At 46.0% G+C, this 26,108-nt stretch carries 20 protein-coding genes; all 20 read left to right on the forward strand.

Annotation, left to right across the window (positions count from 1 at the left end; genetic code table 11):
- Positions 1 to 5: 5 nt before the first annotated feature.
- Complete coding sequence (gene nuoF, locus ACFSRY_RS00775; RefSeq protein WP_377502371.1) at positions 6 to 1,274, forward strand: NADH-quinone oxidoreductase subunit NuoF; 1,269 nt, start codon at positions 6 to 8, stop codon at positions 1,272 to 1,274.
- A 3-nt stretch (positions 1,275 to 1,277) separates the two neighbouring features.
- Positions 1,278 to 4,010 (forward strand): NADH-quinone oxidoreductase subunit NuoG, encoded by a 2,733-nt coding sequence (gene nuoG / locus ACFSRY_RS00780; RefSeq protein ID WP_377502374.1) that lies wholly within the window; start codon positions 1,278 to 1,280, stop codon positions 4,008 to 4,010.
- Entirely contained in the window at positions 3,980 to 4,942 is a 963-nt protein-coding gene (gene nuoH / locus ACFSRY_RS00785) for an NADH-quinone oxidoreductase subunit NuoH (protein WP_377502377.1), read from the forward strand. The genes nuoG and nuoH overlap by 31 nt, the downstream gene beginning before the upstream one ends.
- Positions 4,943 to 5,044: 102 nt before the next feature.
- The gene (nuoI, locus tag ACFSRY_RS00790) at positions 5,045 to 5,560 is read left to right on the forward strand and encodes an NADH-quinone oxidoreductase subunit NuoI (RefSeq protein WP_377502380.1); all 516 of its coding nucleotides are present in this window, start codon (positions 5,045 to 5,047) and stop codon (positions 5,558 to 5,560) included.
- Between the two features lie 4 nt (positions 5,561 to 5,564).
- Positions 5,565 to 6,095: an NADH-quinone oxidoreductase subunit J gene (gene nuoJ / locus ACFSRY_RS00795; protein ID WP_377502383.1), complete on the forward strand. Its 531-nt coding sequence runs from the start codon at positions 5,565 to 5,567 to the stop codon at positions 6,093 to 6,095.
- Positions 6,092 to 6,403: an NADH-quinone oxidoreductase subunit NuoK gene (nuoK, locus tag ACFSRY_RS00800; RefSeq protein WP_449301362.1), complete on the forward strand. Its 312-nt coding sequence runs from the start codon at positions 6,092 to 6,094 to the stop codon at positions 6,401 to 6,403. Before nuoJ ends, nuoK begins: the two co-directional genes overlap by 4 nt.
- A gap of 2 nt (positions 6,404 to 6,405) precedes the next feature.
- A complete protein-coding gene (nuoL, locus tag ACFSRY_RS00805) occupies positions 6,406 to 8,292 on the forward strand; it encodes an NADH-quinone oxidoreductase subunit L (RefSeq protein ID WP_377502386.1) in 1,887 nt (628 codons plus the stop codon).
- Complete coding sequence (nuoM, locus tag ACFSRY_RS00810; RefSeq protein ID WP_377502389.1) at positions 8,289 to 9,872, forward strand: NADH-quinone oxidoreductase subunit M; 1,584 nt, start codon at positions 8,289 to 8,291, stop codon at positions 9,870 to 9,872. Before nuoL ends, nuoM begins: the two co-directional genes overlap by 4 nt.
- A complete protein-coding gene (locus ACFSRY_RS00815) occupies positions 9,859 to 11,319 on the forward strand; it encodes an NADH-quinone oxidoreductase subunit N (RefSeq protein WP_377502392.1) in 1,461 nt (486 codons plus the stop codon). The genes nuoM and ACFSRY_RS00815 overlap by 14 nt, the downstream gene beginning before the upstream one ends.
- A gap of 238 nt (positions 11,320 to 11,557) precedes the next feature.
- A complete protein-coding gene (locus tag ACFSRY_RS00820) occupies positions 11,558 to 12,946 on the forward strand; it encodes an FAD-binding oxidoreductase (RefSeq protein ID WP_377502395.1) in 1,389 nt (462 codons plus the stop codon).
- A gap of 52 nt (positions 12,947 to 12,998) precedes the next feature.
- On the forward strand, positions 12,999 to 13,295 hold the full coding sequence (locus tag ACFSRY_RS00825; RefSeq protein WP_377502398.1) for a hypothetical protein: 297 nt from the start codon (positions 12,999 to 13,001) through the stop codon (positions 13,293 to 13,295).
- A 97-nt stretch (positions 13,296 to 13,392) separates the two neighbouring features.
- On the forward strand, positions 13,393 to 14,475 hold the full coding sequence (gene dinB, locus ACFSRY_RS00830) for a DNA polymerase IV (RefSeq protein ID WP_377502401.1): 1,083 nt from the start codon (positions 13,393 to 13,395) through the stop codon (positions 14,473 to 14,475).
- A gap of 196 nt (positions 14,476 to 14,671) precedes the next feature.
- A complete protein-coding gene (locus ACFSRY_RS00835; RefSeq protein WP_377502404.1) occupies positions 14,672 to 17,170 on the forward strand; it encodes a zinc-dependent metalloprotease in 2,499 nt (832 codons plus the stop codon).
- A 190-nt stretch (positions 17,171 to 17,360) separates the two neighbouring features.
- Positions 17,361 to 18,971 carry a CTP synthase gene (locus ACFSRY_RS00840; protein ID WP_377502407.1) on the forward strand — a complete coding sequence of 537 codons (1,611 nt, stop codon included), beginning with the start codon at positions 17,361 to 17,363 and terminating at the stop codon, positions 18,969 to 18,971.
- Between the two features lie 37 nt (positions 18,972 to 19,008).
- A complete protein-coding gene (yidC, locus tag ACFSRY_RS00845; RefSeq protein WP_377502410.1) occupies positions 19,009 to 20,835 on the forward strand; it encodes a membrane protein insertase YidC in 1,827 nt (608 codons plus the stop codon).
- 100 nt (positions 20,836 to 20,935) lie between these two features.
- Positions 20,936 to 21,526 carry a hypothetical protein gene (locus tag ACFSRY_RS00850; protein ID WP_377502413.1) on the forward strand — a complete coding sequence of 197 codons (591 nt, stop codon included), beginning with the start codon at positions 20,936 to 20,938 and terminating at the stop codon, positions 21,524 to 21,526.
- An 8-nt stretch (positions 21,527 to 21,534) separates the two neighbouring features.
- The gene (locus ACFSRY_RS00855) at positions 21,535 to 22,050 is read left to right on the forward strand and encodes a DUF6438 domain-containing protein (RefSeq protein WP_377502416.1); all 516 of its coding nucleotides are present in this window, start codon (positions 21,535 to 21,537) and stop codon (positions 22,048 to 22,050) included.
- 72 nt (positions 22,051 to 22,122) lie between these two features.
- Positions 22,123 to 24,594: an LEA type 2 family protein gene (locus tag ACFSRY_RS00860; protein ID WP_377502419.1), complete on the forward strand. Its 2,472-nt coding sequence runs from the start codon at positions 22,123 to 22,125 to the stop codon at positions 24,592 to 24,594.
- Positions 24,595 to 24,647: 53 nt separating this feature from the next.
- Positions 24,648 to 25,373 carry a VIT1/CCC1 transporter family protein gene (locus ACFSRY_RS00865; protein WP_377502422.1) on the forward strand — a complete coding sequence of 242 codons (726 nt, stop codon included), beginning with the start codon at positions 24,648 to 24,650 and terminating at the stop codon, positions 25,371 to 25,373.
- Positions 25,374 to 25,637: 264 nt separating this feature from the next.
- Positions 25,638 to 26,081, forward strand: a complete 444-nt coding sequence (locus ACFSRY_RS00870) for a YsnF/AvaK domain-containing protein (RefSeq protein ID WP_377502425.1) — start codon at positions 25,638 to 25,640, stop codon at positions 26,079 to 26,081.
- Positions 26,082 to 26,108 lie beyond the last annotated feature (27 nt).

The raw sequence follows: 26,108 nt of genomic DNA on the forward strand, positions 1-26,108 counted from the left end.
GCACCATGGAAACGCCCCTGACCCAACATATCGTAGCCGGCAGACAGCCCCTCAGCTTAAAAGAGTATGAGCAGGTAGGTGGCTACCAGTCTGTAAGGAAAGTCCTGAAACAGATGACACCAGCAGAAGTAACTGAACTGGTAAAAGCCTCAAACCTAAAGGGGCGCGGCGGCGCCGGATTTGGCACAGGCATGAAATGGAGCTTTGTTCCGATGGATGTACCTGGTCCAAAATACCTTGTGGCTAACGCCGATGAGATGGAACCAGGCACTTTCAAAGACCGGGTACTGCTGGAAGGGAATCCGCATCAGCTCATCGAAGGTATGATAGTGGCCTCCTATGCCATACAGGCAAACATTTCTTATGTTTTCCTCCGCTGGGCCTACAAACTGGCAGCACATGAGGTAACCAAGGCCATTCAGGAGGCTTATGATGCCGGCTACCTTGGTAAAAATATTATGGGCACAGGCTTTAACCTGGAAATGCACCTGCACACTGGCGTTGGCAGGTATATGTGCGGGGAAGAGACAGCCCTGTTAAATGCGCTGGAAGGTAAAAGAGCAAACCCAAGAGCAAAGCCTCCTTTCCCGCAGGTAAGCGGACTCTATGGCAGGCCCACCATTGTCAACAACGTGGAAACACTCTGCTGTTTGCCTCACATCGTGAACAAGGGTGCCGAATGGTTCAAGGGACTCAGCAAAACCGAAGATGCGGGCACAAAGCTTTATGGTGTAAGTGGTAAAGTAAAGAGGCCCGGAACATGGGAACTGCCTATGGGCGTAACGGTTCGCGAACTTTTGGAAGAGTACGCTGGCGGCATGAAAGATGGCTTACAGTTCAGAGGACTTTTACCCGGTGGGGCATCTACCGACTTTTTGGTGGAAGAGCACCTCGACGTGAAGATGGATTATGCATCGGTCACCAAAGCAGGTAGTCGGATGGGTACCGGTACCATGATCATACTGGATGATAAAACATGCCCTGTTGGCTTTGTGCTCAACCTGCAACATTTCTTTGCGCAGGAATCCTGCGGTTTCTGTACTCCATGTCGGGAAGGTCTCCCCTGGGTAGAAAAAGTGTTACGGGCAATGGAAAGAGGCGAAGGCCGCCCAGAAGATATGAATATTCTCGATTTTCATACTCAGTTCCTTGGCCCCGGCAATACCTTCTGTGCTTTGGCACCAGGTGCTATGGAGCCCCTGCAAAGTGCACTAAAGTATTTCAGAGCTGATTTTGAACGACACATAACTGAAAAAAAATGTCCGTGGAGGTAACGTATGGCAACAATATACATAGATGGTAAATCCTATGAGGTAGCTGCAGGCAAGAACCTGCTGGAAACCTGCTTGAGTCTGGATCTGGACCTCCCCTACTTCTGCTGGCACCCGGCAATGGGTTCTGTAGGGGCTTGCCGTCAGTGTGCAGTCTCCATCTTTAAGGATGAGAATGACACTACAGGCAAGCTGATGATGTCGTGCATGGAGGTAGTACGAGACGGTATGCGGCTCTCCATTCAGCACCCTCCTGCAAAGGATTTCCGAAATAATGTCATCGGCTGGCTGATGACGAATCACCCCCACGATTGTGCGATATGCGACGAAGGTGGCTCCTGCCATTTACAGGACATGACGGTAATGACAGGCCACAACTACCGGAAATACCATTATGAGAAGCGCACCTACCGCAACCAATACCTGGGTCCGTTCCTGAACCACGAGATGAACCGCTGTATACAGTGTTACCGTTGCGTTCGCTATTACAAAGACTACGCCGGAGGAAAAGATCTGGATGTTTTTGGGGCTCACAACCACCTGTACTTTGGGCGCCACGAGGATGGTGTTTTGGAGAGTGAGTTTAGCGGTAATTTGGCAGAAGTATGCCCTACCGGCGTGTTCACTGACAAAACTTTAAAGCAGCACTATACCCGTAAATGGGACTTAACAACCGCACCTTCTATTTGCCATCACTGTAGTTTGGGCTGTAACACCATAGCCGGTGAGCGCTACGGCACATTACGAAACATTACCACGCGCTATAACGGAGAGGTAAACGGTTACTTCCTTTGTGACCGGGGTCGTTTTGGCTATGAGTTTGTGAACAGCGCAGCCAGAATAAAAAAGCCTTTGGTACGCAGTCAATTGCCAGAGGCAACAACAAGAGAACGTGCCCTTCAGGAAGCAGCAAACATCGTCGCCTCCGGCAAAGTGATTGGCATCGGTTCACCGCGGGCATCCCTGGAATCAAACTTTGCCTTGAAAACATTCGTCGGCGAAGACAACTTTTACCTGGGCGTTTCTGAGCCGGACCATGACCTGGTAGAGTTTAACCTACGGGTGTTGCGGGAAACAAAGGCACACGTACTTTCTTTAAGGGAAGTAGAAAGTTGTGATGCTGTCTTTGTACTGGGTGAGGACCTTACCAATACAGCACCGATGCTGGCCCTTGCCGTACGACAAGCTGTGAGGCAACAGCCCCTGGAGGATGTGACGGCATTAAAGCTACCCCTCTGGCAGGATGCAGCTGCCCGTGAACTGATCCAGGATAAGAAAGGCCCTCTTTTCATTGCCACCTTCCATCCAACAAAGCTCGATGACATTGCCACTGAAACCTATAACGCCACTCCTGCTGAAATAGCGAGACTAGGTTTTGCTGTTGCCAACATCATTCTTGGCGAACCTTCTGTTGTGAATGATCTTGGTAAGGAAGAGGAAGAGTTAGCAAGAAAAATAGCTGATGCCTTGCTCACAGCAAAGCGTCCGGCAATCATTTCCGGTACCCACGGAGGTCGGGAAAGCATTATCAAAGCTGCGGCTAACATAGCCACGGCCTTACAGAATAAAGGAAAAGAAGCAGGCATCATGCTCACAGCCCCTGAGTGTAACAGCCTGGGACTTGACATGCTGGGCGGACACAGGTTAGAGTCTGCATTTGCAGTAGTGGAACATGGAGAAGCAGACACAGCCATCATCCTCGAAAACGATCTTTATAGAAGAGCTGGCTCAGATGTAGTTGCGAAGTTCTTTGATACGTGTAAACAGGTTATTGTACTTGATCATTCACATACCCCTACCACTGAAAGAGCAAATATTCTATTACCTGCGGGTACCTTTGCAGAGTCCGATGGTACGCTGGTGAATAATGAAGGACGTGCGCAGCGCTTTTACCAGGTATATCCCACTAACGAAGACTTACAGGAAAGCTGGCGCTGGATCATGCAGGTGGGAGCGGCGGTAGAACATCACCACATGCGCGGCTGGAGCACTTTTGATGATTTGATTCCTGCAATCGTGGTAGCCAACCTTGCCTTTAAAGGAATAGAACAGGTTGCCCCCTCTGCAGATTTTAGAATTGCAGGTCAAAAGATCCCGAGGGAAACACACCGTTTTAGCGGACGCACCAGCATGAATGCCGGCATCCATGTAAGTGAACCAAAACCTCAGGAAGATCCGGATTCGCCTCTTTCATTTACCATGGAAGGGTACCGGGGCAAGGCTCCCTCCTCCATCATACCTTTCTTCTGGTCGCCGGGCTGGAATTCGCAACAGGCAATAAACAAATACCAGATAGAAGTCGGTGGCCCTTTGCGTGGTGGCGATCCCGGAATAAGACTGATAAACCCTTCAGAAGCAAGCATGGGCAATCATTTTAGTGAGGCTCCGGAACATTTTCAGCCACTCGACGGACATCTCTTCATGGTGCCCTTATACCATACGTTTGGTTCAGATGAGCTAAGTGCTTTAGCACCTGCTATAGCACAACTCGCACCGGAGCCTTATGTAGCCATTAACCTGGCCGATGCACAGGAACTGCAGGTGGAGGACGGGCAACACCTGACCTTTAAGATTGGAGAAGAAGTTTACCGTCTACCAGTTAAAACGAGCAAATCTATTTCACGGGGGGCGGCTGGTTTACCTGTAGGGCTGCCGGGAATATCCTATGCTGAGCTACCTGGTTGGGCAATTTTAAATAAAGATCTGATATGGAAGAAGCAACCTCAACCTATCTCCTGATCATCGGAGGCGTATTGTTCGTGCTGCTGAACGTAGCAGCCGGACTTATATGGGTAGAGCGCCGTATGCTGGCACTCTGGCAAGACAGGTATGGTCCCAACAGAGCAGGGCCTTTCGGGCTTCTGATCATATTGGCAGATTCTCTGAAACTGTTCTTCAAGCAGGACTGGATTCCACCGTTTGCTGACAAAAAGGTATTTGTTATTGCCCCCACAGTAGTTCTGATTGCTGTATTAATGGCTTTTGCAGTGGTACCATTTGCTCCGGGAATTGTGGTAGCAGACCTGAACATTGGTCTCCTGTTCTTCCTGGCTATGTCCTCTATGGGTGCTTATAGCATTATTCTGGGCGGCTGGGCTTCAAACAACAAATATTCGCTGCTGGGCGCCATGCGCGGTGCGGCACAAATGATCTCGTATGAGGTTTTCATGGGTCTGGCACTTATGGGTGTCGTGCTGTTAAGCGGCAGTTTTAATTTAACGGAAATTGTGCTGGCACAGGCTGAGCTTTGGTTTGTGGTTCCACAGATACTTGGCTTCATTATCTTCTTTATTGCAGGCATTGCAGAAACACACCGCCTCCCTCTTGATATTCCGGAAGCTGAGAGTGAACTGAGCGCAGGTTTTCATTCGGAGTACTCAGGCATGAAGTTCGGGATGTTCTTTATCGGGGAATACTTAGGTATTACTCTCATCTCCTGTATGGTGGTAACCCTGTACTTCGGCGGATGGCTGGGTCCGGACTTTCTGCCACCTATTGTATGGTTTATACTGAAAGTAGCCTTCTTTCTCATGATTTTTATCCTTTTGCGGGCTTCGCTGCCCCGCCCACGGTATGATCAATTGATGGAGTATGGCTGGAAAATATTGCTCCCTCTCACGCTTCTTAACCTCTTGGTAACTGCCGGGGTAGTGCTGTGGCTGGCAGAGTAAAGGGAGCGATAGATAGGGTCTGAAATGGCTTAAAGAATAACAAAAAAGAAGAATTGTCTCCCTGGTGAGGCAATTAAAAATTATAAAGAAAGGAGCAGGAATATGTTTAGTTTACTGCGAACCATGTGGCTCACGTTTTTACATGCTTTTCATAAACGTGATACCATACTTTACCCCGAGGAAAAACCAATTCTCCCGACGCGGTGGCGTGGCAGAATTGTGTTGTCACGTGATCCGGACGGCGGAGAGCGCTGCGTTGCCTGCAACCTATGCGCCGCCGCCTGCCCCGTGGATTGTATTTCACTGCAGCCAACAGAAGATGAGACCGGAAGGCGTTACCCGGAGTTCTTTCGCATTAACTTCTCGCGCTGCATCTTCTGCGGCTATTGCGAAGAAGCCTGTCCTACTTATGCCATTCAACTTATACCGGACTTTGAAATGGGAGAATATAACCGCCAGAACCTGGTATACGAGAAAAAAGACCTGCTTATAAACGGGCAGGGCAAGTACCATGGCTACAACTACTATAAAGTAGCGGGTATGGCCATAGGCGGAAAAGACAAAGGAGAAGCGGAAAATGAAACACCGCCAGTAGACATCAAAAGTTTAATGCCCTAACGCCATGGAACTAACATTTTACATCGCTGGCGCCGTAGCCATACTCTCTACCATCATGGTCATCACGAGGTATAACATGATTCATGCCCTGCTATACCTTGTGGTTTCCTTTCTGGCTGTTGCCGTGGTTTTCTTCACCTTAGGTGCCCCCTTTATGGCAGCGCTGGAGATAATCATTTACGCTGGGGCCATTGTGGTACTCATCATCTTCGTCATCATGATGCTAAACTTAAGTGAAGAATCAATCAGGAATGAAAAAGAGTGGATGAAACCATCCATCTGGATTGGACCAGCTTTGCTTTCCGCTGTTTTGCTAGCTGAACTGGTTTATATTTTTACAGCCATGGAGGTGCCTGCTTCGGCCACCATTCCGGTGGATGCCAAGCTAGTGGGGCTGGCACTTTACGGACCTTACATACTGGGTGTTCAACTCTGCGGCATGCTGCTAATGGCAGGCATTGTGGGAGCTTATCACCTGGGCCGTCAGAAAAGGAAAGTTACGCACCGTTTTCTGGAAAGGAGAAGCGCCGCATGATGGACAGTGTCTCATTAGAAGCAGGATTACTGCTGGCCGGTATCCTCTTCACACTCGGGTTGATTGGTGTGCTGGTTCGCCGTAACATCATTTTTATGCTCGTCTCTGTAGAGATCATGCTCAATTCCGCCGGACTTGCCTTTATAGTGGCTGGCATGCGATGGGCACAACCAGACGGGCAGGTCATGTTCATTTTCATACTTACCATGGCGGCAGCAGAGGTATCTGTTGGCCTGGCGCTGATACTGCAGTTGTACCATAACCTGAAAACACTTGATACCGATGCGGCAAGCATCTTGAAAGGATAGCTATGGAAAATCTGATCTGGTTAATTCCCGCTCTGCCCTTTACGGGGGCGCTATTGCTGATCTTGTTCGGCCTGAAAATTCCGAAAGCGCTGGTACCTGTTATAGGCGCTGGTAGTGTAGGTATAGCAGCAGTTTTAACAATACTGCTGGGCATCCAGTTTTTAGGGGCTGATGTGGTTTTCTTCCATCAGCAGGTATGGCAATGGTTCGGGGTTGCGGGGTTTAACCCCGGCATAGCATTCCACCTGGACGCCCTTTCGCTGGTCTTTATTTTTGTAATCACGTTTGTTGGTTTCCTGATACACCTGTACTCTGCCGAATTTATGGCAGATGACCCCGACTATTCCCGATTCTTTGCCAGCATGAACTTATTTGTGGGTTCTATGCTGGTACTGGTGCTGGCTGATAACCTCCTGCTTTTGTACCTGGGCTGGGAAGGTGTAGGCCTTTGTTCCTTTTTACTGATTGGCTTCTGGTATAAAGAACCAGCCAACGGTTACGCTGCCCGAAAAGCCTTTATTATCACACGGGTGGGAGATACAGCTATGGCCATTGGTCTTTTCCTGCTGTTCCAGTACTTCGGGACACTGAACATCCGGGAAATTCTCACAGAGGCTCCACAGGTTTGGTCGGTTGGTTCACAGGCTGCAGTACTGGTAGCCTTACTTTTAGTTGGTGGTGCGGTGGGTAAGTCAGCACAGTTACCGCTGCAAACCTGGTTGCCGGACGCCATGGCGGGGCCATCGCCGGTTAGTGCGCTCATACATGCAGCTACCATGGTAACAGCGGGTGTTTACCTCATTTCCAGAACCTATGTTCTTTTCGAATTAGCACCAGCTGCCCAAACTGTAGTTGCCATTATAGGGGCAGCAACGCTGCTCATTGCCGGCTTCACGGCGCTTACTCAAAATGACCTGAAACGGGTGTTAGCATACTCCACCATCAGCCAGATCGGTTACATGTTTTTGGCTCTGGGTGTGGGCGCCTGGTCTGCGGCAGTGTTTCATTTCATGATTCATGCTTTCTTTAAAGCACTTCTGTTCCTTGGGGCCGGAGCGGTGATTATGGCCTTGCACCACGAACACGACATGACACTGATGGGAGGCCTGCGCAAGAAAATGCCACTAGTGTTCTGGACCTTCCTTATCGGATCTGCGTCGCTGGCTGCCGTTCCCTTAATTACGGCGGGCTTCTACAGTAAAGATCAGATTCTGTGGATAGGATTGGCCGGGGAGAACGGCAGCATTTGGTTTTACCTGGCAGCCCTGCTTGGTGCCTTTGTAACCTCTGTTTATACGTTCCGGATGGTATTCCTCACCTTCTTTGGCGAGAGTAAAACGACAATCAGCCACATGCCAGGTTTTTGGATGAAAATGCCTTTAGTTGTACTGGCTGTACTTTCCCTGGGTGGAGGCTTTATCGAACTACCGCATAATTTCATACACCTGACACTGTTCACCGATTACCTGGCGCCTGTGCTTCCTGCTGTTCTTGTAGATGAAGGTTTTGCTGCTATAGAGTGGATGTTTCAGTTGATAGCTGCTATAGTGGCTTTAAGTGGTATTTACATTGCTTACCTGTATTACCTGAAAAAGCCGTACCTGGCACACAACCTGGAGCGCTCTAAAACGGCTATGGCGCTGCATCGCTTCTGGTATTCCGGCTGGGGCTTCGATGCTTTGTATCATACCTTATTCGTTCGGCCTTATGTTTACTTCTCAAAGACGAACAAGAGCGATGCCATTGATTATATCTACACCGGTACTACCTCCTTCACACAATGGCTGCACCACTTGTTTTCCAGAACACAGACCGGTATGCTGCGCACATACTTGATGGGGGTATTGGTAGGCGCTTTCCTGATTATAACCTTAAGTCTGCTGCTATGATCTTACTTTGGATGATCGTGATTTTAATGGCTGGCGGCGTGCTTGCCTGGATTGCAGGTAGATGGAGCAATGCGCTGTCCAGATGGATAGCCCTCATTGCCACACTTGCTGATTTTGGTATCATTCTCTACATCTGGGCAACAAGTACTGTCTCTGCCGGGCTCCCGACTCCCTGGGTCACGCAACTGAATGTTGAATGGATTCCACAGTGGGGTATTGGCTTTGATTTAGCCATGGACGGGTTAAGCCTGCTCATGCTGCTGCTAACCTTTTTGCTTGGGGTGTTGGCTATTTTAGTATCCTGGAACGAGATATACAGCAAAGTAGGCTTCTTCCACTTTAACTTACTATGGGTCTTAGCGGGTATCACGGGTGTGTTCCTTACCATGGATCTCTTTCTTTTTTATTTCTTCTGGGAAGTTATGCTGATCCCGATGTACTTTCTCATCGGCATCTGGGGCCACGAGAACAGAACCTATGCAGCCTATAAATTTTTCATTTTCACCCAGGCCAGCGGACTTCTCATGCTGCTGTCTATCCTCAGTCTGTATTTTATTCACGGCAGCCAGACAGGCGTTTACACCTTTAACTATTTCGAGTTATTGGGTACCACCTTCTCTCCTGTTATCGGAATGTGGCTCATGCTTGGTTTCCTGGCAGCTTTCCTCGTAAAACTGCCTGTAGTTCCTTTTCACTCCTGGCTCCCCGACGCACACTCTCAGGCCCCTACGGCAGGTAGTGTGATATTGGCTGGTCTGTTGCTAAAGACAGGTGCCTATGGTTTATTACGGTTCATACTTCCTTTGTTCCCGGAAGCTGCGCAGGAGTTTGCGCCCTGGGCTATGCTGTTAGGTGTGATCGGTATTATTTATGGAGCAATAGTAGCCTATTCACAAACCGATCTGAAAAGACTGATAGCCTACACCAGTGTGAGTCATATGGGCTTCGTGATCCTGGGAGTATTTGCCTTTAATGAACTGGCTCTGCAGGGAGTGGTCATGCAGATGATCACACACGGATTAAGTACTGGCGCCCTGTTCATACTGGCTGGTTTCCTTTACCACCGCATCCATACCCGCGACATTGAAAAAATGGGTGGCTATTGGGCTGCAGCCCCTAAAATGGGCGTGATCGCTATGGTGTTTGTCATGGCTTCGCTGGGGCTGCCCGGTCTAGGTAACTTTATTGCAGAATTCCTGACACTACTCGGCAGCTGGCAGGCCAATAACTGGCTAACTGTTTTTGCGACCATTGGCCTTGTGATGGCAACGGCTTATTCGTTGCGTATCCTGAAAAAAGTATTCTATGGTGTGAACCCCTCAGGCATACTGCTCCCTGACCTCACCTGGAAAGAAATGCTCATTACAGTACCCATGGTGCTCCTGCTTCTATGGCTGGGACTTTACCCACAACCTGTGCTTGATACAGCCAAACCCTCTATTGATGAACAACTGCAGGCATACAAAGTACCTGATACCAAAAGAAATTTAACTTTGAAGCAGAAGAATACGCTTCAGGTTTTAGCAACAGACTCTATTGCTCCACAAAAAACCATAGGAGGTGCTTATGATCTTAGATGACTTTCTCCACCTGATGCCCCTGCTTATATTGGTGGCGGCGTCTCTGATCATCATGCTGGTGATCGCGGTACAGCGGTATCATAAGTTAATTTACATTATTACCCTGGTCTCGCTTATAGCAGCCTTTGCCTCTCTGTTTGAGTTAAGAAACACTGAAATATATCATATCAGTCCGATGTTTGTTATCGACAGGTTCGCCCTGTTCTACATTGGACTTATCTTGCTCTCCTCTCTTATTGTAACTATGCTCTCTTACGCATACCTGGAGCAGCGGGAAGAACGAAAGGAGGAATACTACATCCTGCACATCCTGGCAACGTTAGGTGCCTGTGTGTTGGTTATCAGCAAGCATTTTACAGGACTTTTCTTAGGATTAGAGGTGCTAAGTGTAGCGCTGTATGGCCTCATTGCTTACATGCGCACCCGCGAACGCTCCGACGAAGCGGGTATCAAATACCTTATCCTGGCTGCAGTATCCTCTGCTTTTCTCCTCTTCGGAATGGCTCTGATTTATGCGGCAACAGGCTCCATGGGCTTTTATGAAATCGGTCTTTACTTGTCAGTTTCCAGTTTGCACCAGATGCCAATTATACTCCTGACCGGCTTCGGTTTGATGATTGTGGGCATAGGTTTTAAACTAGGAATCGTGCCTTTCCATATGTGGACGCCGGACGTATACCAGGGAGCTCCAGCGCCTGTTACTGCTTTTATTGCGACTGTTTCAAAAGGAGGTATGGTGGCCGTACTTATCCGCTTCTTTATGCAAACAGATGGGTTCCGTTACCCATCACTGGTGATCATCTTTACAGTTATTGCCATTGCCTCCATGTTCGCCGGTAACATTCTCGCCCTGCTGCAGAACAATGTGAAGCGTATCTTAGCCTATTCCTCCATCGCACATCTTGGCTACCTGCTGGTGGCATTTCTGGCCGGAAATGCTTTGGGCGTGGAGGCCGTCACTTTTTACCTGGTTGCCTACTTTATCACGAGCCTTGGCGCTTTTGGCATCATTACTTTACTTTCGGATGAAGAGCGGGATGCAGACCTAATGGATGACTACCGGGGCCTGCTCTGGCGTAGACCGTGGACGGCTGCTGCCTTCACAGCCATGCTTTTATCCTTGGCCGGTATTCCGCTCACTGCAGGGTTTGTGGGTAAATTTTATCTCCTGGCAGCGGGCGTGCGTACAGAACTTTGGCTGCTAGTGCTTATGCTGGCCTTAAACAGTGTGGTAGGACTTTACTATTACCTCAGGATAGTGGCAGTAATGTTCCAGCAGACGAATGCAGGCCGTGAGCGCCAGTTGCTTCATCCTTCTGCTTACTTTGTGAGCGGTGCAACCATTGCTATTCTGGCGATACTGCTGGTGTACGTCGGGGTTTATCCTACAGGCTTAATGAACATGATACAGGGGCTTATACTTTCTATAGATACCTCTATTCCATAAACTCAGAAAACCTAGTACCTATATTGCCATTTACCTTTACAGGTAATCCATTAAGCCTTTGTTCAGGAAAGGCCACCAACTATTCCCGAACAAGGGCTTTATTAGCCTATCGTATTCGTATACAACCTAGTATGTATATGTCTTATCGGTTGCACTTCAGCCATTCTCTGTAAATCCCTCACCCCATGCCACCTATCTTTTACTGCTTGTGCAGCCTTTTAATCAAAAGGAAGAAGCCATGACAGAAAACACTGCAATACAGGAATTTAGCACACACCTACGCGGCAAGTTAATACAACTAGGTGACCCTGAATATGATGAAGCCCGCAAAGTTTATAATGGCATGATCGATAAAAGGCCCCAATTCATAGTCCGGTGCGTGGATGTAGCGGATGTGATGCAGGCAGTTAACTTTGCACGGGATCAAAAGCTTTTACTGGCTGTACGTGGCGGAGGTCACAGTGTACCAGGAATGGGCACAAGTGAAGGAGGATTGGTGATAGACCTTTCACTTATGAACGGGATCAGAGTAGATCCGGATGAAAAAACGGTTCGGGTAGAAGGCGGTTGTACCTGGGGTGCTGTTGACCACGCCACACATGCTTTTGGCATGGCTACTACTGGTGGTGTCATAGCTTCAACGGGTGTTGGCGGTTTAACACTAGGCGGCGGCAGTGGTTACCTTACCCGTAAGCACGGTCTCTCCATCGATAATTTACTGGAAGCTGACATGGTATTAGCTGATGGAAGTTATGTGACAGTTAATGAAAAAAGCCATGAAGACCTTTTTTGGGCAGTACGGGGTGGTGGTGGAAATTTTGGCGTTGTCACGTCCTTCCTTTTTAAGCTGCACCCTGTAAGTATAGATTACGCTGGACCAATGCTTTGGTCCCTGGATCAGATAAAACCAGTGATGCAGTGGTACCGTGAGTTTGCACTGGCTGCTCCAGAAGATTTGTATGGTTTCTTTGCCTTTCTGCAGGTGCCACCTGGTGCGCCTTTTCCGGAGGAATACCACAACCAGAAGATGGGCGGTGTTCTTTGGTGTTATTTAGGTGACCCTGACAAAGCGGATAAAGTGTTTGATCCAATCCGAAATCTTACTCCTAAACCAGCCATCGACCTGGTGGGGCCTATTCCTCACCCTGCGCTACAGAGTATGTTTGATCCGCTTTATCCGCCAGGGGAGCAATGGTATATCAAAGCTGATTTTATCAATGAGATTCCCGATGAAGCCATAGATCTGCATATTAAATATGCCAGGGAACTACCAACTCCTACCTCAGGAATGCACCTCTATCCAATAGATGGGGCTGCTCATAAAGTAAAAAAAGATGCCACGGCATGGAGCTTCCGCGAGGCAAACTGGTCTCAGGTCATTATCGGGGTAGACCCTGATCCTGCCAACAAGGAGAAAATAACAGATTGGGTCCGGGCCTATCATGAAGCCATACACCCATACTCAGCTGGCGGCGCCTACATTAACTTTCTGATGGATGAAGGAGACGAAAGAATTCGCGCCACCTATCGCGAAAACTATGATCGTTTGGCAGAGATAAAACAAAAGTATGACCCTACAAACCTGTTCCGTATTAACCAGAACATTAAACCAGTTGCAATGGCCTGAAGAGCACTGGCAAACAACTGTATCAGAGAAAGAATAACTAAAATAACGCAACATGACATATTTATTAATCAGACACGAAGTAAACGACTTTGATCATTGGAAAACAGCTTATGACAACCATAAAAGCGCTCGCGATGAAGCAGACCTGCGGGAGGTATACCTGCTGCAGAACAGGTACAACCATAATGAAGTTGTTATCCTGTTTGAAGCTAAGAACGAACACAAGGCGCAGGATTTCATAGAGTCAGAAGACTTAAAAGAGGCCATGAAAGGAGCAGGCATGGTGGGCACTCCAGAGATCAGAATGCTCGATCAGGTTCACGCGCAGCTATTTTCAAAAAATAGTTAATTCAACTGCAGCATTTATAAACCAGGAGATATGTATCTTTGAGCTGATTTGTGGCTGCTTTAACTACTCACTGCGGCTGCAGCTTAATTTTGTTTAGTTGAAAGCCACCATACGAAAGATCATCCACGTAGACATGGACGCTTTTTTTGCGTCGGTGGAACAGCGCGATAACCCCGAGCTGCGGGGAAAGCCTGTGGCCGTGGGAGGTTCCAGAGCGAGAGGTGTGGTAGCAGCCGCCAGTTACGAGGCCAGAAAGTATGGCGTACACTCTGCACTGGCTTCTAAAATTGCTGCACAGCGTTGTCCGAACCTGATCTTCGTGAAAGCCCGCTTCGAAGTTTATAGTGCTGTGTCCCGGCAGATCCGGGAGATATTCCACTCCTACACCGATCTGGTGGAGCCGCTTTCGCTGGATGAAGCGTACCTGGATGTAACGGAGAACAAGATTGGCATGCCTTCTGCCACCATCATCGCGCAGGAAATACGAAAACGTATTTTTGAAGAAACCGGACTTACAGCATCGGCTGGTGTTTCCTACAATAAATTCCTGGCCAAAATCGCCTCCGATCTGAACAAACCGAACGGCTTTACGCTTGTCACACCGGATAAAGCGGAAGAACTGGTGGCTGGGCTGGCCATAGAGAAGTTTCATGGCATCGGAAAAGTAACAGCAGCCAAAATGCAAAGTATGGGCATATTAACCGGAGCTGATCTACGGGAAAGATCTGAAGAAGAGCTGGTGCGCAATTTTGGGAAAGTAGGGCATTATTATTACCGCATTGCCCGGGCACAGGACAATAGGGAAGTACAGCCACACCGGGCCCGAAAATCCATAGGCTCAGAGAGAACGTTTGACATAGACCTGGTAGAAGAGCACGACATGCTGTTGCAGATTGACCGGCTTTGCCAGGAAGTGGCACACGACATGGAACGTTTAAAAACAACAGCCAAAACTGTTACGCTCAAGATTAAATACTTTGATTTCACACAAAATACACGCAGCAAAACCTTCCTCAGTGAGTTTAGCAGTGCTGATGCTATTTATACTATTGCCCGTGACCTGCTGCGCACCCCTCACCTACCTCAACACCCTGTGCGTCTCCTTGGCGTTTCAGTTAGTAACCTGCTTTACCAGCACGACCGGCTGCAGGAAGGTTACCAGCTAACGCTGGAACTGTAACGTTATTTCTATTCCCTTTGCAACCATTAAACTACATAGAAAATATAATATTCTATTTCTCCTCATTAAACCATTAACGGTTAATCAAGTCTTAACATAACCTGCATCTGCTATTGATGCTATAACATTCATTCTTATATTTAAGGAAATATCAATTCTTACTACTAAACCTATCTAATCACCCAATTATCAAATCATGAGTAAAAAATTACGTTTTGCTCCTTTGGTGGCATTGTTGATTGCTGGTGCTACCATGGCACCTTCGGCTCATGCCCAAAAGAGCAAGAAAAAGAAAAAAGACAAACAGGAGGTAACAGCAACACCTACACCCGCTCCTAAACGAGACGATGGTAAACCCAAACCTTATAGTGAGGTTATCACCTCGAAAACTGTTACAGACGAAGGTCTTTTCAAGGTTCACAAGATCGATGAAAAGTACTTTTATGAAATACCCGACACCCTGCTGAACCGCGACATGCTGATGGTCAGCCGAATTGCCAAAACAGCCACTAACATTGGTTACGGAGGCGAAGAGCTGAATACGCAGGTGCTGCGCTGGGAAAGAAAGGGTAATAACATACTACTGCGTGTTGTCTCTTATGAGAACGTAGCCGCTGACTCGCTGGAAATTTATCATTCCGTTCAAAATTCGAATCTTGCCCCTGTTATTCAGGCTTTTGACATAAAAGCATTTGGCCCAGGCACCCAGGTTGTAGAAGTGACAGATCTGTTTTCTAAAGATGTAACATCTCTGGGTCTTGACAAGAGAAGGCGTGAACAGTATAAAGTTCGCAAGCTTGATGACAAACGTACATTTATCGAAGGTATCAAAAGTTTTCCGATAAATGTGGAGGCAAGGTCTCTGATGACTTATGAGGCAACAGACGCACCGGCAAACTCAAGCACAGGTACTATTACTCTGGAGCTGAATCATTCTATGCTTCTGCTTCCAAAGAAACCAATGCCAGCCCGTACCTTTGATCAGCGTGTAGGTTTCTTCACAATCAGGCAAACGGACTTTGGTACAGACGAGCAGCGTGCTGCCAAGCGCCAGTACATCGTTCGCTGGAGACTGGAGCCTAAAGATGAGGCTGCCTATGCTCGTGGTGAACTGGTAGAGCCTAAGAAGCAAATTGTCTACTACATCGACCCTGCTACGCCTATGAAATGGCGCCCATACCTGAAGCAAGGTGTTGAGGACTGGAATAAGGCCTTCGAAGCTGCCGGTTTCAAGAACGCTATTGTTGCCAAAGACCCTCCTTCATTTGAGGAGGATCCCGAGTTCAGCACAGAAGATGCCCGTTACTCCGTAATCCGCTACTTCTCATCTGAGACGCAAAACGCTTACGGACCAAACGTACATGACCCACGTTCAGGAGAAATCCTGGAAAGCCACATCGGCTGGTACCATAACGTAATGAACCTGCTGCGCAACTGGTACTTCATCCAGACTGCTGCAGTAAACCCGGATGCACGTGGCGTGCAGTTTAAAGACGAGGTAATGGGTGAACTGATCCGTTTCGTTTCTGCCCATGAGGTTGGTCACACTTTAGGTTTACCCCATAACATGGGTTCTAGTGCTGCTTATCCAGTAGAAAAACTTCGTGACCCGAATTTCACGAAGGAAATGGGTACTGCTCCTTCTATTATGGACTATGCCCGCTTTAATTATGTGGCGCAGCCAGAAGACAAAGGTGTAGCACTTATGCCAGGAATTGGTGTGTATGATAAGCATGCTGTGAAATGGGGCTATACTTACTTCCCTGAAAAAAATGGTCATGATAACGATCAGAAATTAACTGCCTGGATCAGGGCACATGAAAATGACCCGATGTACCGCTTTGGCCGTCAGCAGGGAAACCCAATTGACCCTTCTTCTCAAACAGAAGATTTAGGGGATGATGCTATGCTGGCAAGCACATATGGTATTGCCAACCTGAAGCGCCTGATGCCAAACCTTATCGAATGGACGAAGGAAGAGAACAAGGATTACGATGACCTGCAGGAAATGTATAGCCAGGTGCTGGGGCAGTGGAACCGCTATATGGGCCATGTAACGGCAAATATTGGTGGGGTATATGAGAACTACAAGACCTATGATCAAAAAGGTGATGTATACTCTTATGTTCCGAAAGAGAAGCAGAAACGTGCTGTTAAATTCCTTAATGAGCAAGGCTTCTCCACTCCTACCTGGATGCTGGACGACAATATCCTGCGTAAGATCGAATCTGCGGGTACAGTGGAGCGTGTACGTAACGCACAGGTAAATATCCTGAACAATGTGCTGGATGCCGGCCGTATGGCACGTATGATCGAGGCTCAGGCTACTGTGGGTACCGGTGCTTATACTTTATTGGAGATGATGTCTGACCTGCGTGGCGGAATATGGGCTGAAGTTAACTCAGGCAAGAACATAGACACCTACCGCAGAAATCTGCAGCGTGGTTACCTGGAGCGTATGGCTTACCTGATGACAGATCAGGAGAAAAACTCGAATGCTACCAGCCGTTCAAGCAGAGGCGGTACTCAAATAGATGTTTCGCAGTCTGACATCCGTCCTGTAGTTCGTGGTGAACTGATTGCCCTGCAGAGCCAGATCAAGGCCGCCCTGCCTAAAGCAAAGGATACCATGACAAAGTACCATTTACAGGATGCACTATATCGCATAGATGATATTCTTAATCCGAAGAGCTAAGCTTAAACTTAAATTACAAATTTATACCGCCTCAGCCATCTTGGTTGAGGCGGTTTTGTTTTTAATCTTTCTCTGATTCACCTTGAATTTTAAGAAAGTTATCCTAAGGGCATGGCTTAAGAATGAATCTCTGTTCAGGAAAATCAAATAATTACCGTACCTTTGTAGCCCATAAGCTTAACCCAAACTTATGGCTACTAAATACATCTTTGTTACAGGCGGCGTAACGTCCTCCCTCGGAAAAGGCATTATATCCGCATCTCTTGCTAAGTTGCTGCAGGCGAGAGGTTTTTCTGTAACCATTCAAAAATTCGACCCTTACATTAACATCGACCCAGGAACGCTGAACCCTTACGAGCATGGCGAATGCTACGTAACAGAGGATGGCGCTGAAACCGACCTGGACCTTGGGCACTATGAGCGTTTCCTGAACGTACCAACTTCCCAGGCAAATAATGTTACCACTGGCCGCATTTATTATAATGTGATCATGCAGGAACGTGAAGGGGCTTATTTGGGCAAAACGGTGCAGGTAATACCTCACATTACAGATGAAATAAAGCGCCGCATGCTGCTTTTGGGCGAAAGTGGCGAGTATGATATTGTGATAACGGAGATTGGTGGCTGTGTGGGTGATATTGAATCGCTTCCCTTCATTGAAGCAGTTCGTCAGCTGCGTTGGGAACTTGGTGTACATGAGTCATGCGTGATTCATTTAACGCTGGTGCCATTCTTGAAAGCTGCCGGAGAATTGAAGACAAAGCCGACACAACACTCTGTGCGGGATCTTTCAGAGGCAGGGGTACAGCCAGACATCCTGGTTTGCCGCTCAGAATACCCTATTCCGTCTGATTTACGCAAGAAAATCGCACTGTTCTGTAACGTTAAGATAAACTCAGTTATAGAGTCGCTAGATGCGGACACCATTTACGATGTGCCCCTCCTGATGCGCAAGGAAAAGCTGGATGAGCGGGTGATAAGTAAGTTGAAGCTGCCGCATAGAGCTGACCCAAATCTTGATAGCTGGAAAGAATTCCTGGGCAGGTTGAAAAATCCAACTTCAGAAGTAAATATTGCCCTCGTTGGTAAATATGTGGAGCTTCCTGATGCTTATAAGTCTATTGTAGAGGCTTTTGTGCATGCTGGTTCCGCTAACGAGTGCAAAGTAAACATCAAATGGTTCCAGTCAGAGAACATAACAGATGACAATGTTGCCGGCCTGCTGAAAGACATGGATGGTGTACTCGTTGCTCCAGGCTTTGGTGAGCGCGGTTTCAAAGGCAAACTGGAGGCCATTCGTTTTGTACGGGAGAATAATATTCCTTTTATGGGCATTTGCCTTGGGATGCAATGCGCTGCCGTAGAGTTTGCCCGGAATGTACTTGGTCTTGAAGGTGCTGCCTCTACTGAGATGGACGCAGAAACACAACATCCTGTGATAGATATGATGGAAGATCAAAAACAAATTACACAGAAGGGTGGAACTATGCGATTAGGTGCCTATACTTGTGAACTAAAAAAGGGTTCTAAGGCTTATTCTATTTATGGAAAGTCTAAGATTTCGGAGCGCCACCGCCACCGTTATGAGTTCAATAACAAGTATTTAGCTGCCTTTGAACAGGCAGGCATGATGGCAACTGGCATAAATCCTGATACAGGACTAGTAGAGGTAATCGAACTGCAGAACCACCCGTGGTTTGTTGCAGCTCAGTATCACCCGGAACTTAAAAGTACTGTACTGAACCCGCATCCGCTTTTTGTTAAATTTGTGAAAGCGGCAAGCAATTATAGAAAATCATAATAAGCTCAATAGAGAAACACAATTCAAATTTTAGTAAATGGATAGAAATCAAGCGATTGGCTTTGGATTAATTGCCGTGCTACTTTTGGCCTACTCGTTCTTTTTTACGAGTCCGGAGCAGCCAGTACAGACACAGGCAATTGAAGAAAAAGCCAGGGTAGAGCAAGTGCAACCTGCTGCAGTTGTAGAAGATGACTCACTGGCACAGGCTCGCAGAGCAACTGCTCTCGGCGCTTTTGGCGCTGCCGCTACAGGTGAAGCAAGTACTACTACTGTAGAAAACCAGAACATCCAGGTAACTTTTAATACAAAGGGCGGTCAGGTAGAAGAGGTTGTATTAAAGAATTACAAAACCTACCAAGGTGAGCCACTGGTGCTGTTTGACAGCGAAAGCAGTAGCACAGATCTTTCCTTCACGACCAATGATGGTAAAAAGATACAATTATCAGACTTATACTTTACTCCTTCTCAGGTAAGAGAGGTAGAGGCTAATGGTAAAGCTGGTAAGACAATCTCCTTCAGGGCAGACCTAGGTAACGGGCAGTTTATTGAGCAGGTTTATACTTTGTATGAAGAAAACTTCATGCTAGGCTATAAGCTTAATTTTGAAGGCCTTGACAGAGAGGTAAGTGGTAACACCATGACCTTTACCTGGAACGACAAGCTAAAGCAGTTGGAGCGTGACCTGAAGCAAAATCGAGCTAAGTCTACAATTAACTTTGCTACTATAGAAGATGGTTATGATTATCTTTCTATTTCAGAGGATAAGGAAACCATGACTGTTGAGGAGCCACTGAAGTGGGTTGCTAACAAGCAGAACTTCTTTACGGCAGGTATTATAGCCGGTAACCAGTTTGCAGGAGCTAAAATGGAAACTTCCGTTGACGTTGCTGACACAACCGTTGTAAAGTTGTTGTCTTCCCAGATCCTGATACCTACACAAGATGTTCTTTCAGGCAAAGGGGAGTTTATGTATTACTTCGGCCCGAATGACTACAACATTCTAAAGAACATCGGAAACGATTTTGACAAGAACCTTGATTTGGGCTGGGGAATTTTCTCTTATGTGAACAAATGGCTGATCATCCCGGCATTTGATTTCCTGGAGAACTATATCGGTAACTACGGTATCATCATCATGCTGCTGGTACTGTACATCAAGACTATCCTTTTCCCGCTTACTTACAAATCGTATGTATCGATGGCGAAAATGAAGGTTTTAAAGCCGGAAATCGATGCTATCAAGGAGCGTAACGATGGCGATATGCAGAAAACGCAGATGGAAACCATGAAGCTGTACCAGGAAATGGGCGTGAACCCGTTGAGCGGCTGTATTCCAATGCTGTTGCAGATCCCGATCTTGTTTGCCATGTTTAACTTCTTCCCTAACTCTATTGAGCTACGACAGGAAGCATTTCTATGGGCTTCAGACCTTTCGACTTATGATGTATTCGCGAGACTGCCGTTCACAATTCCTTTCTATGGCGACCACGTGAGTATGTTCACTTTGTTGATGACAGCCTCAACCATACTTTATACCTGGTCTAACAACCAGGTTAACACCATGCAGGGTCCAATGAAGTTCTACAGCTATTTAATGCCGTTAATCTTCATGTTCGTGTTGAACTCCTTCCCTGCTGGTCTGTCCTTCTACTATTTCGTTTCCAACATTGTAACCTTCGGTCAGCAGGCTGCTATCCGTAAATTTGTGGATGAAGGTAAAGTAAGAGCCAGACTTGAAGCTAATAAAGACAAGATCAAGGAGAAAAAGAAAACTGGTGGCCCTTCTTTCACGGAGCGTATGCAAGAAGCTATGCGCCAGGCACAAGAGCAGCAAAAGCAGAAGCGTAAAGCGAAGAAATAATATTCTGTTAGAAGTCATAAAAAAAGCCCCTCCACAACAGGAGGGGCTTTTTTTATGACTATAGTTGTTTCTGTATCGTATGCAGGAGTAAATGCCTGATATGATGAAGAACAATTCCCTATATCCCTATTTACTGCTTTTAGCTTTTACCTTATTAAGCTGCCAACAAAAAACGGAGGAAGATGGCTCTATAGCCGGAACTCATCCTGAACTGGAAGAGCAATTGGAAGAGAGCCAAATAGAAACTCCTGTTTCTGACCGAGACAGAGAAGACCTGTATCAGCGTTACGAGATAACAATGGAGGAATACCAGCAAAACAGCTCCTACGATGCCGGAGATATTTATCGTGGACGTCTTGCCCCTTTAGATGAGAGTAGTCACATAGATGCAGGCACTTATCGTTCAGCCCTGCAGCAAGGCATGAAAGAAGGTATAAACTTCGCAGGCAGGTATACAGTGGTATCCGTTGGCTGCGGCACCAATTGCCAATTGCATTATGTGATAAACAGGGAAAACGGCAAAGTAATGGATAAACTGCAAAGTAGTATAGGAGCAAAATACAGCCCTGACAGTCGCCTGTTTATCATAAACCCACCAAATGCTTCCATAAATTATGAGGAATGCCTTGACTGTGCACCAGAAGCTTATGTGTTTGAAGAAGGGAAATTCAGTAAAGTTTCTGAACTATAGGAAACAACATGCAGCGATCGGCATTATTTAACATAAAAGGGCAACTCGTTACAGTCTTTCTATTGCTGATCATTCTTGTTACAGTGGTTGGCTGCGCCACAGGAAGCCAATGCCAGACTTCCGGTAAAGAACTATCTGCAGCGCCTCCACTGCTTAAGTTTCAGAAAACCCCTTGTTATGGCCCCTGCCCTTCTTATGAGGCTGCCATCATGGAAGATGGTACCATAACGTATGTTGGATGGGAACACGTTACAGTGGAAGATACGCTTCAAACTTACTTATCTAAAAGAGAACTAAAGCAGCTAAAGGCTGATATCAGTACATTAGATTATACCTCTATGCAAAACTCCTATCTCACCGATTGGACAGATATGCCATTTACTTACCTGACCTTCTACGAGAATGGAAAGGAAGTAAAGAGGATAAAGCATCAAAAAGGAGGTCCGGAAAAACTACAACAGTTCAAAGAAAGCCTTAATGATAAAATACTGTCACTGGTAAAACAGAAAAGCCAAAAACAATAAAAATACTAAATGACGTACAGTCAAAAAATATATTAAAGCCGAATAAAAAAAGCTCAAAAGATATACTTACACATGTCCGGAAAGAAAAAAGGTTGGATTATTTTCGCTCTGTTGCTGCTGGTGGTAATTGGTGGCGCAGTATATTTTATACTGAAAAAGAAGTACTACCCTAAAGTTGAAGGACTGGAGTACCTGAAACTTGAACTGGCAAAAGATACGGCTCAAGTTAAGGCAGGAGTGCAGGTGCAAAACAGGATACCTTTATCAATTTCCCTTGACAGCATTAACTATGCGATAACAGACGAGGGTGACACCCTGGGCTGGGGACAAATGACTACCGATCATACTCTTCCACCCTTGGGCGACAAAGTTGTAGATTTTAGTATGGAACTTGACTTTGAAAAGTACAGAAAGCACCTCCAGGAACAACAAGGAAAAGATAGCCTAAGGTTAGATGTAGCAATGGACGTCTACTTTGACCTTCCCATCATCAGTCAGAAGAGCATAACTGTTAACCGCCAATTAACCGTACCTGTTGCTAAGGCACCCAAAATGGAAGTACAGGATCTGATAGTGAGGAGCTTTAGTCCGGACTCCGGCTATTCTTTCCTGCTCAAGATAGATGCTACTAATAAAAACCTGCCCGGGCTAATCATTGATAACTTCCGTTATGATATTCAGATTGATTCACTTCAGTTTACCGGTGGAGTAGATACTACTTTCCACCTGCAAAAGGGATCTAAGCTTCTGGAGGTGCCCCTACAACTAAAAACTTCAGACGCTATTGCTCTAATAGAGAAAAAACTTTCCGGAGATGATTTGTGGAAGTATGATGCGAAAATTCAGGCGCAAATCAGTAGTGACCATCCGATTTTCGACTCTTTTAGATTAACTGTTGCAAAATCTGGGGAACTGGATATCAGTAAAATGGGAACAGGTGAGAACTACCTTCCTACAGTAAAACAAATAAAACGGCTTGAAATTGACTCTAATGAGGAGCAGACACGGCTAAATGCAAACATAGTAGTACACAATCCTGCCCCTATTCCTTTTTACATAGATAGTGCCTCCTACTATATCCGCCATAAAGGCCAGGTAATAGCAAGCGGAAAAAAAGATTTCGAAAAGATCTTACCTAAATCCGGAGATCAGTCTCTTAATCTACAGCTATTGGTAGATGAGAGTGCCTATCAGCAGTTCATGAAGAAGGTGCAGGACCAGAAGAAGGTAAACCTGGAAGTTGAGCTAAACCTTGTTTACAATCTTCCGGAAGCAAAGAGGCAAAAAATATCACTCAGGCGCCAGGTTCAGGTGCCGGTTCCGGGGCAGGCGGGAATTCAGGTAGCCGGTCTGGAAGTAAAAGAACTAGATCCTAAGAAAGGAGCTCAGTTAAATCTGAAACTTAAGGTAGAAAGTTCTAATCTTCCTAACCTCCGGATAAAGAACCTGGATTACAGGTTACAGCTAAGCGATGATATTCTTTTGACAGGGCAAACAAAGGAGCCGATCAGGGTAAGTGAAGAAAACGCGATAGTAGAAGTACCGATACACCTTTCAGCAGATGATGTTAACCAGCTTATAAGAAAAGCACTGAAGGGGAATACAAACTGGGCCTATGAGCTTCAGGCTACCGCTAAAATATTAAGTGATAATGATATCCTTGGCCCCACAAAAATTAATCTTGAATTTACAGGTGATCTTGAGTTAGCTAAAGGTACCGGCGGTCAGAAACTACTGCCACAAATTACAAGTATCGACACCCTGGAAGTAACCATCGCCTATGACACGGCTTGGGTGAGGTTAAACATAAAGGTGAGAAATCCATTGCCTGTCCCCTTTTATGTGGATAGCCTCGCCCTGAAACTTACACATGAGCAGGATACCATTGCTTTTGCACGAGAAAACGTAAATAAAATACTACCAGCTGAAGGAACTCAAACAGCATGGATAACGCTGGCTGTAAACTATGAAACGTGGCGTAATCACCTGGTTCACCATCAGGAACAAGACAGTATGTTATTGAAGGAATTCGTTACGCTTGTATTTCATATAGATGACCTTGAAAGTCAGCAGGTATCTTTTGTTAATGAATTTCAAGTACCCACGCCTAAAGTGCCGGTAACGAAGCTAAAAAAAGTAAAACTGAGAGGCTTTAGCTTCACGAAGGGAATACTTGTGACCGGACTCGTGCAGGTTAACAACGCTAACACAAAGGGATTGGAAATCAGTGATATTACCTATAATGTATGTGTAGAGAAACTATTGGATGTCTGCGGCACTATTAACCGCACATATGATATCCCATTAGGTACCAGCATAGTGAAGGTGCCCCTGAATCTGGGTATAGGTGAGGCGTTCAGAGCTTTCTTTGCACGCCTGATGGGCAAGAGCAAAACCAGAAACCTTTATATAAATTCTTCAGCCACTATAGACACCGCTAATCCGAAAATCAAGAACACCTATGTCAGATTTGAAAAGTGGGAGAAGTCAATTTTGTTCAATAAAAACAAGAAGTCTGGCACTCGGAATGAGACAAGCGAGTAATAGTATCCTGTTTAAGTAACTCTTTCATATAGGCTGATAAAAAAACGTTGACTATGCTCCACAACGAAGTCCACTCTCACCAGGTAACCCCTTTTTCCAGATTTCAGGAGTACCTTGGGGAGTTTGTTTATGGCGGAATTGACGGATGTGTTACGACGTTCGCTGTTGTTTCGGGCTCTGTAGGTGCCGGCCTTGACAGCTCAGTTATCATCATACTTGGTTTTGCGAATTTACTGGCTGATGGATTCTCTATGTCTGTTGGCGCTTATTTGTCTACCAAGTCGGAGCGAGACAACTATGAAAAGCATAAGAGAACTGAACACTGGGAGATAAAAAATTTCCCAGAAGAAGAGAAACAAGAAATAACTGATATATACAGGGCTAAAGGTTTTGATGGAGAGTTACTGGACCAAGTCGTAAACGTTATCATTCATGATAAAGAGCGTTGGGTGGATGACATGATGAAAAACGAATTGGGAATGATTAAAAATCAGAAGTCTCCGGTAGCTATCGGGTTAGTTACCTATCTATCTTTTATTGCTATAGGCTTAATACCTCTTTCAATTTATGTTTGGGACTATGTTGCTCCTCTTAATGGGAACCCTTTTCTCTGGACAATATCTTTTACGTCTGTAGGTTTTCTTGTAATCGGGTTCTTAAAAAGTTATGTAACCGGAGTAAATAAGTTCAGGGGCATGATCGAAACGCTTGCCCTTGGTATGATAGCGGCTGGTGTAGCATACTTCGTTGGTGATGTATTGGAGGGACTTGTTAAGTAAAGCCTCTTTCCCCTGAAAGTTGCTCCTCCACTAGGAGTTTAACTTTATACCTTCCCCCTGTTACACCTATTATTCACTTAATAAAAAGGGGGATTCACCATCTATAAGCCTTGAGTTGCCAAAAAGATTAACTTTATTTGAACTTTACCAATATTATATTTACCTCCTTAATTAACTCTACCTCTCTCCTGCCGTAAATTTTAATAGAGCTTGTAGTTAGAATCACAATAAAGATATATTTCAACATTTAAATACAACTATTTAATGAACACCAACAAAGATAAAGTACAAGATACTGAATTTGAAGAAAAGCTTCGGCAGAGTACTTCCGCTGAACAAATTTCAGATAATCAGGAGAAGGTGATTCCGGTTGTAGAGGAAAAGCTACATGTGGATGTTGAAAAAGTTGAAACAGGTAGGGTTCATGTGTCAAAACAGGTACACGAAGAAGAAGTAACGGTAGATGTACCCTTCGTGCACGATGAGGTAGATGTAAAGCGGGTTGCAAAAAACATTTCAGTGGACAAAGCTCCAGAGGTCCGCTATGATGGAGACACTATGATTATACCCGTGTTAAAAGAAGAAGTAGTTGTTCAAAAGCGACTGGTTCTTGTCGAAGAACTTCACATCACGAAAAAAAGAATCGAAGAGCATCGTCCTCAACAGGTAACTCTCAAAAAAGAAGAAGTAAAGATCAAAAGATCTTAAATAATAAAAATTTATCTAACCACACAG

Source organism: Pontibacter locisalis, from assembly GCF_042684605.1.
In the GTDB taxonomy this organism is placed as follows: Bacteria; Bacteroidota; Bacteroidia; order Cytophagales; family Hymenobacteraceae; genus Pontibacter; species Pontibacter locisalis.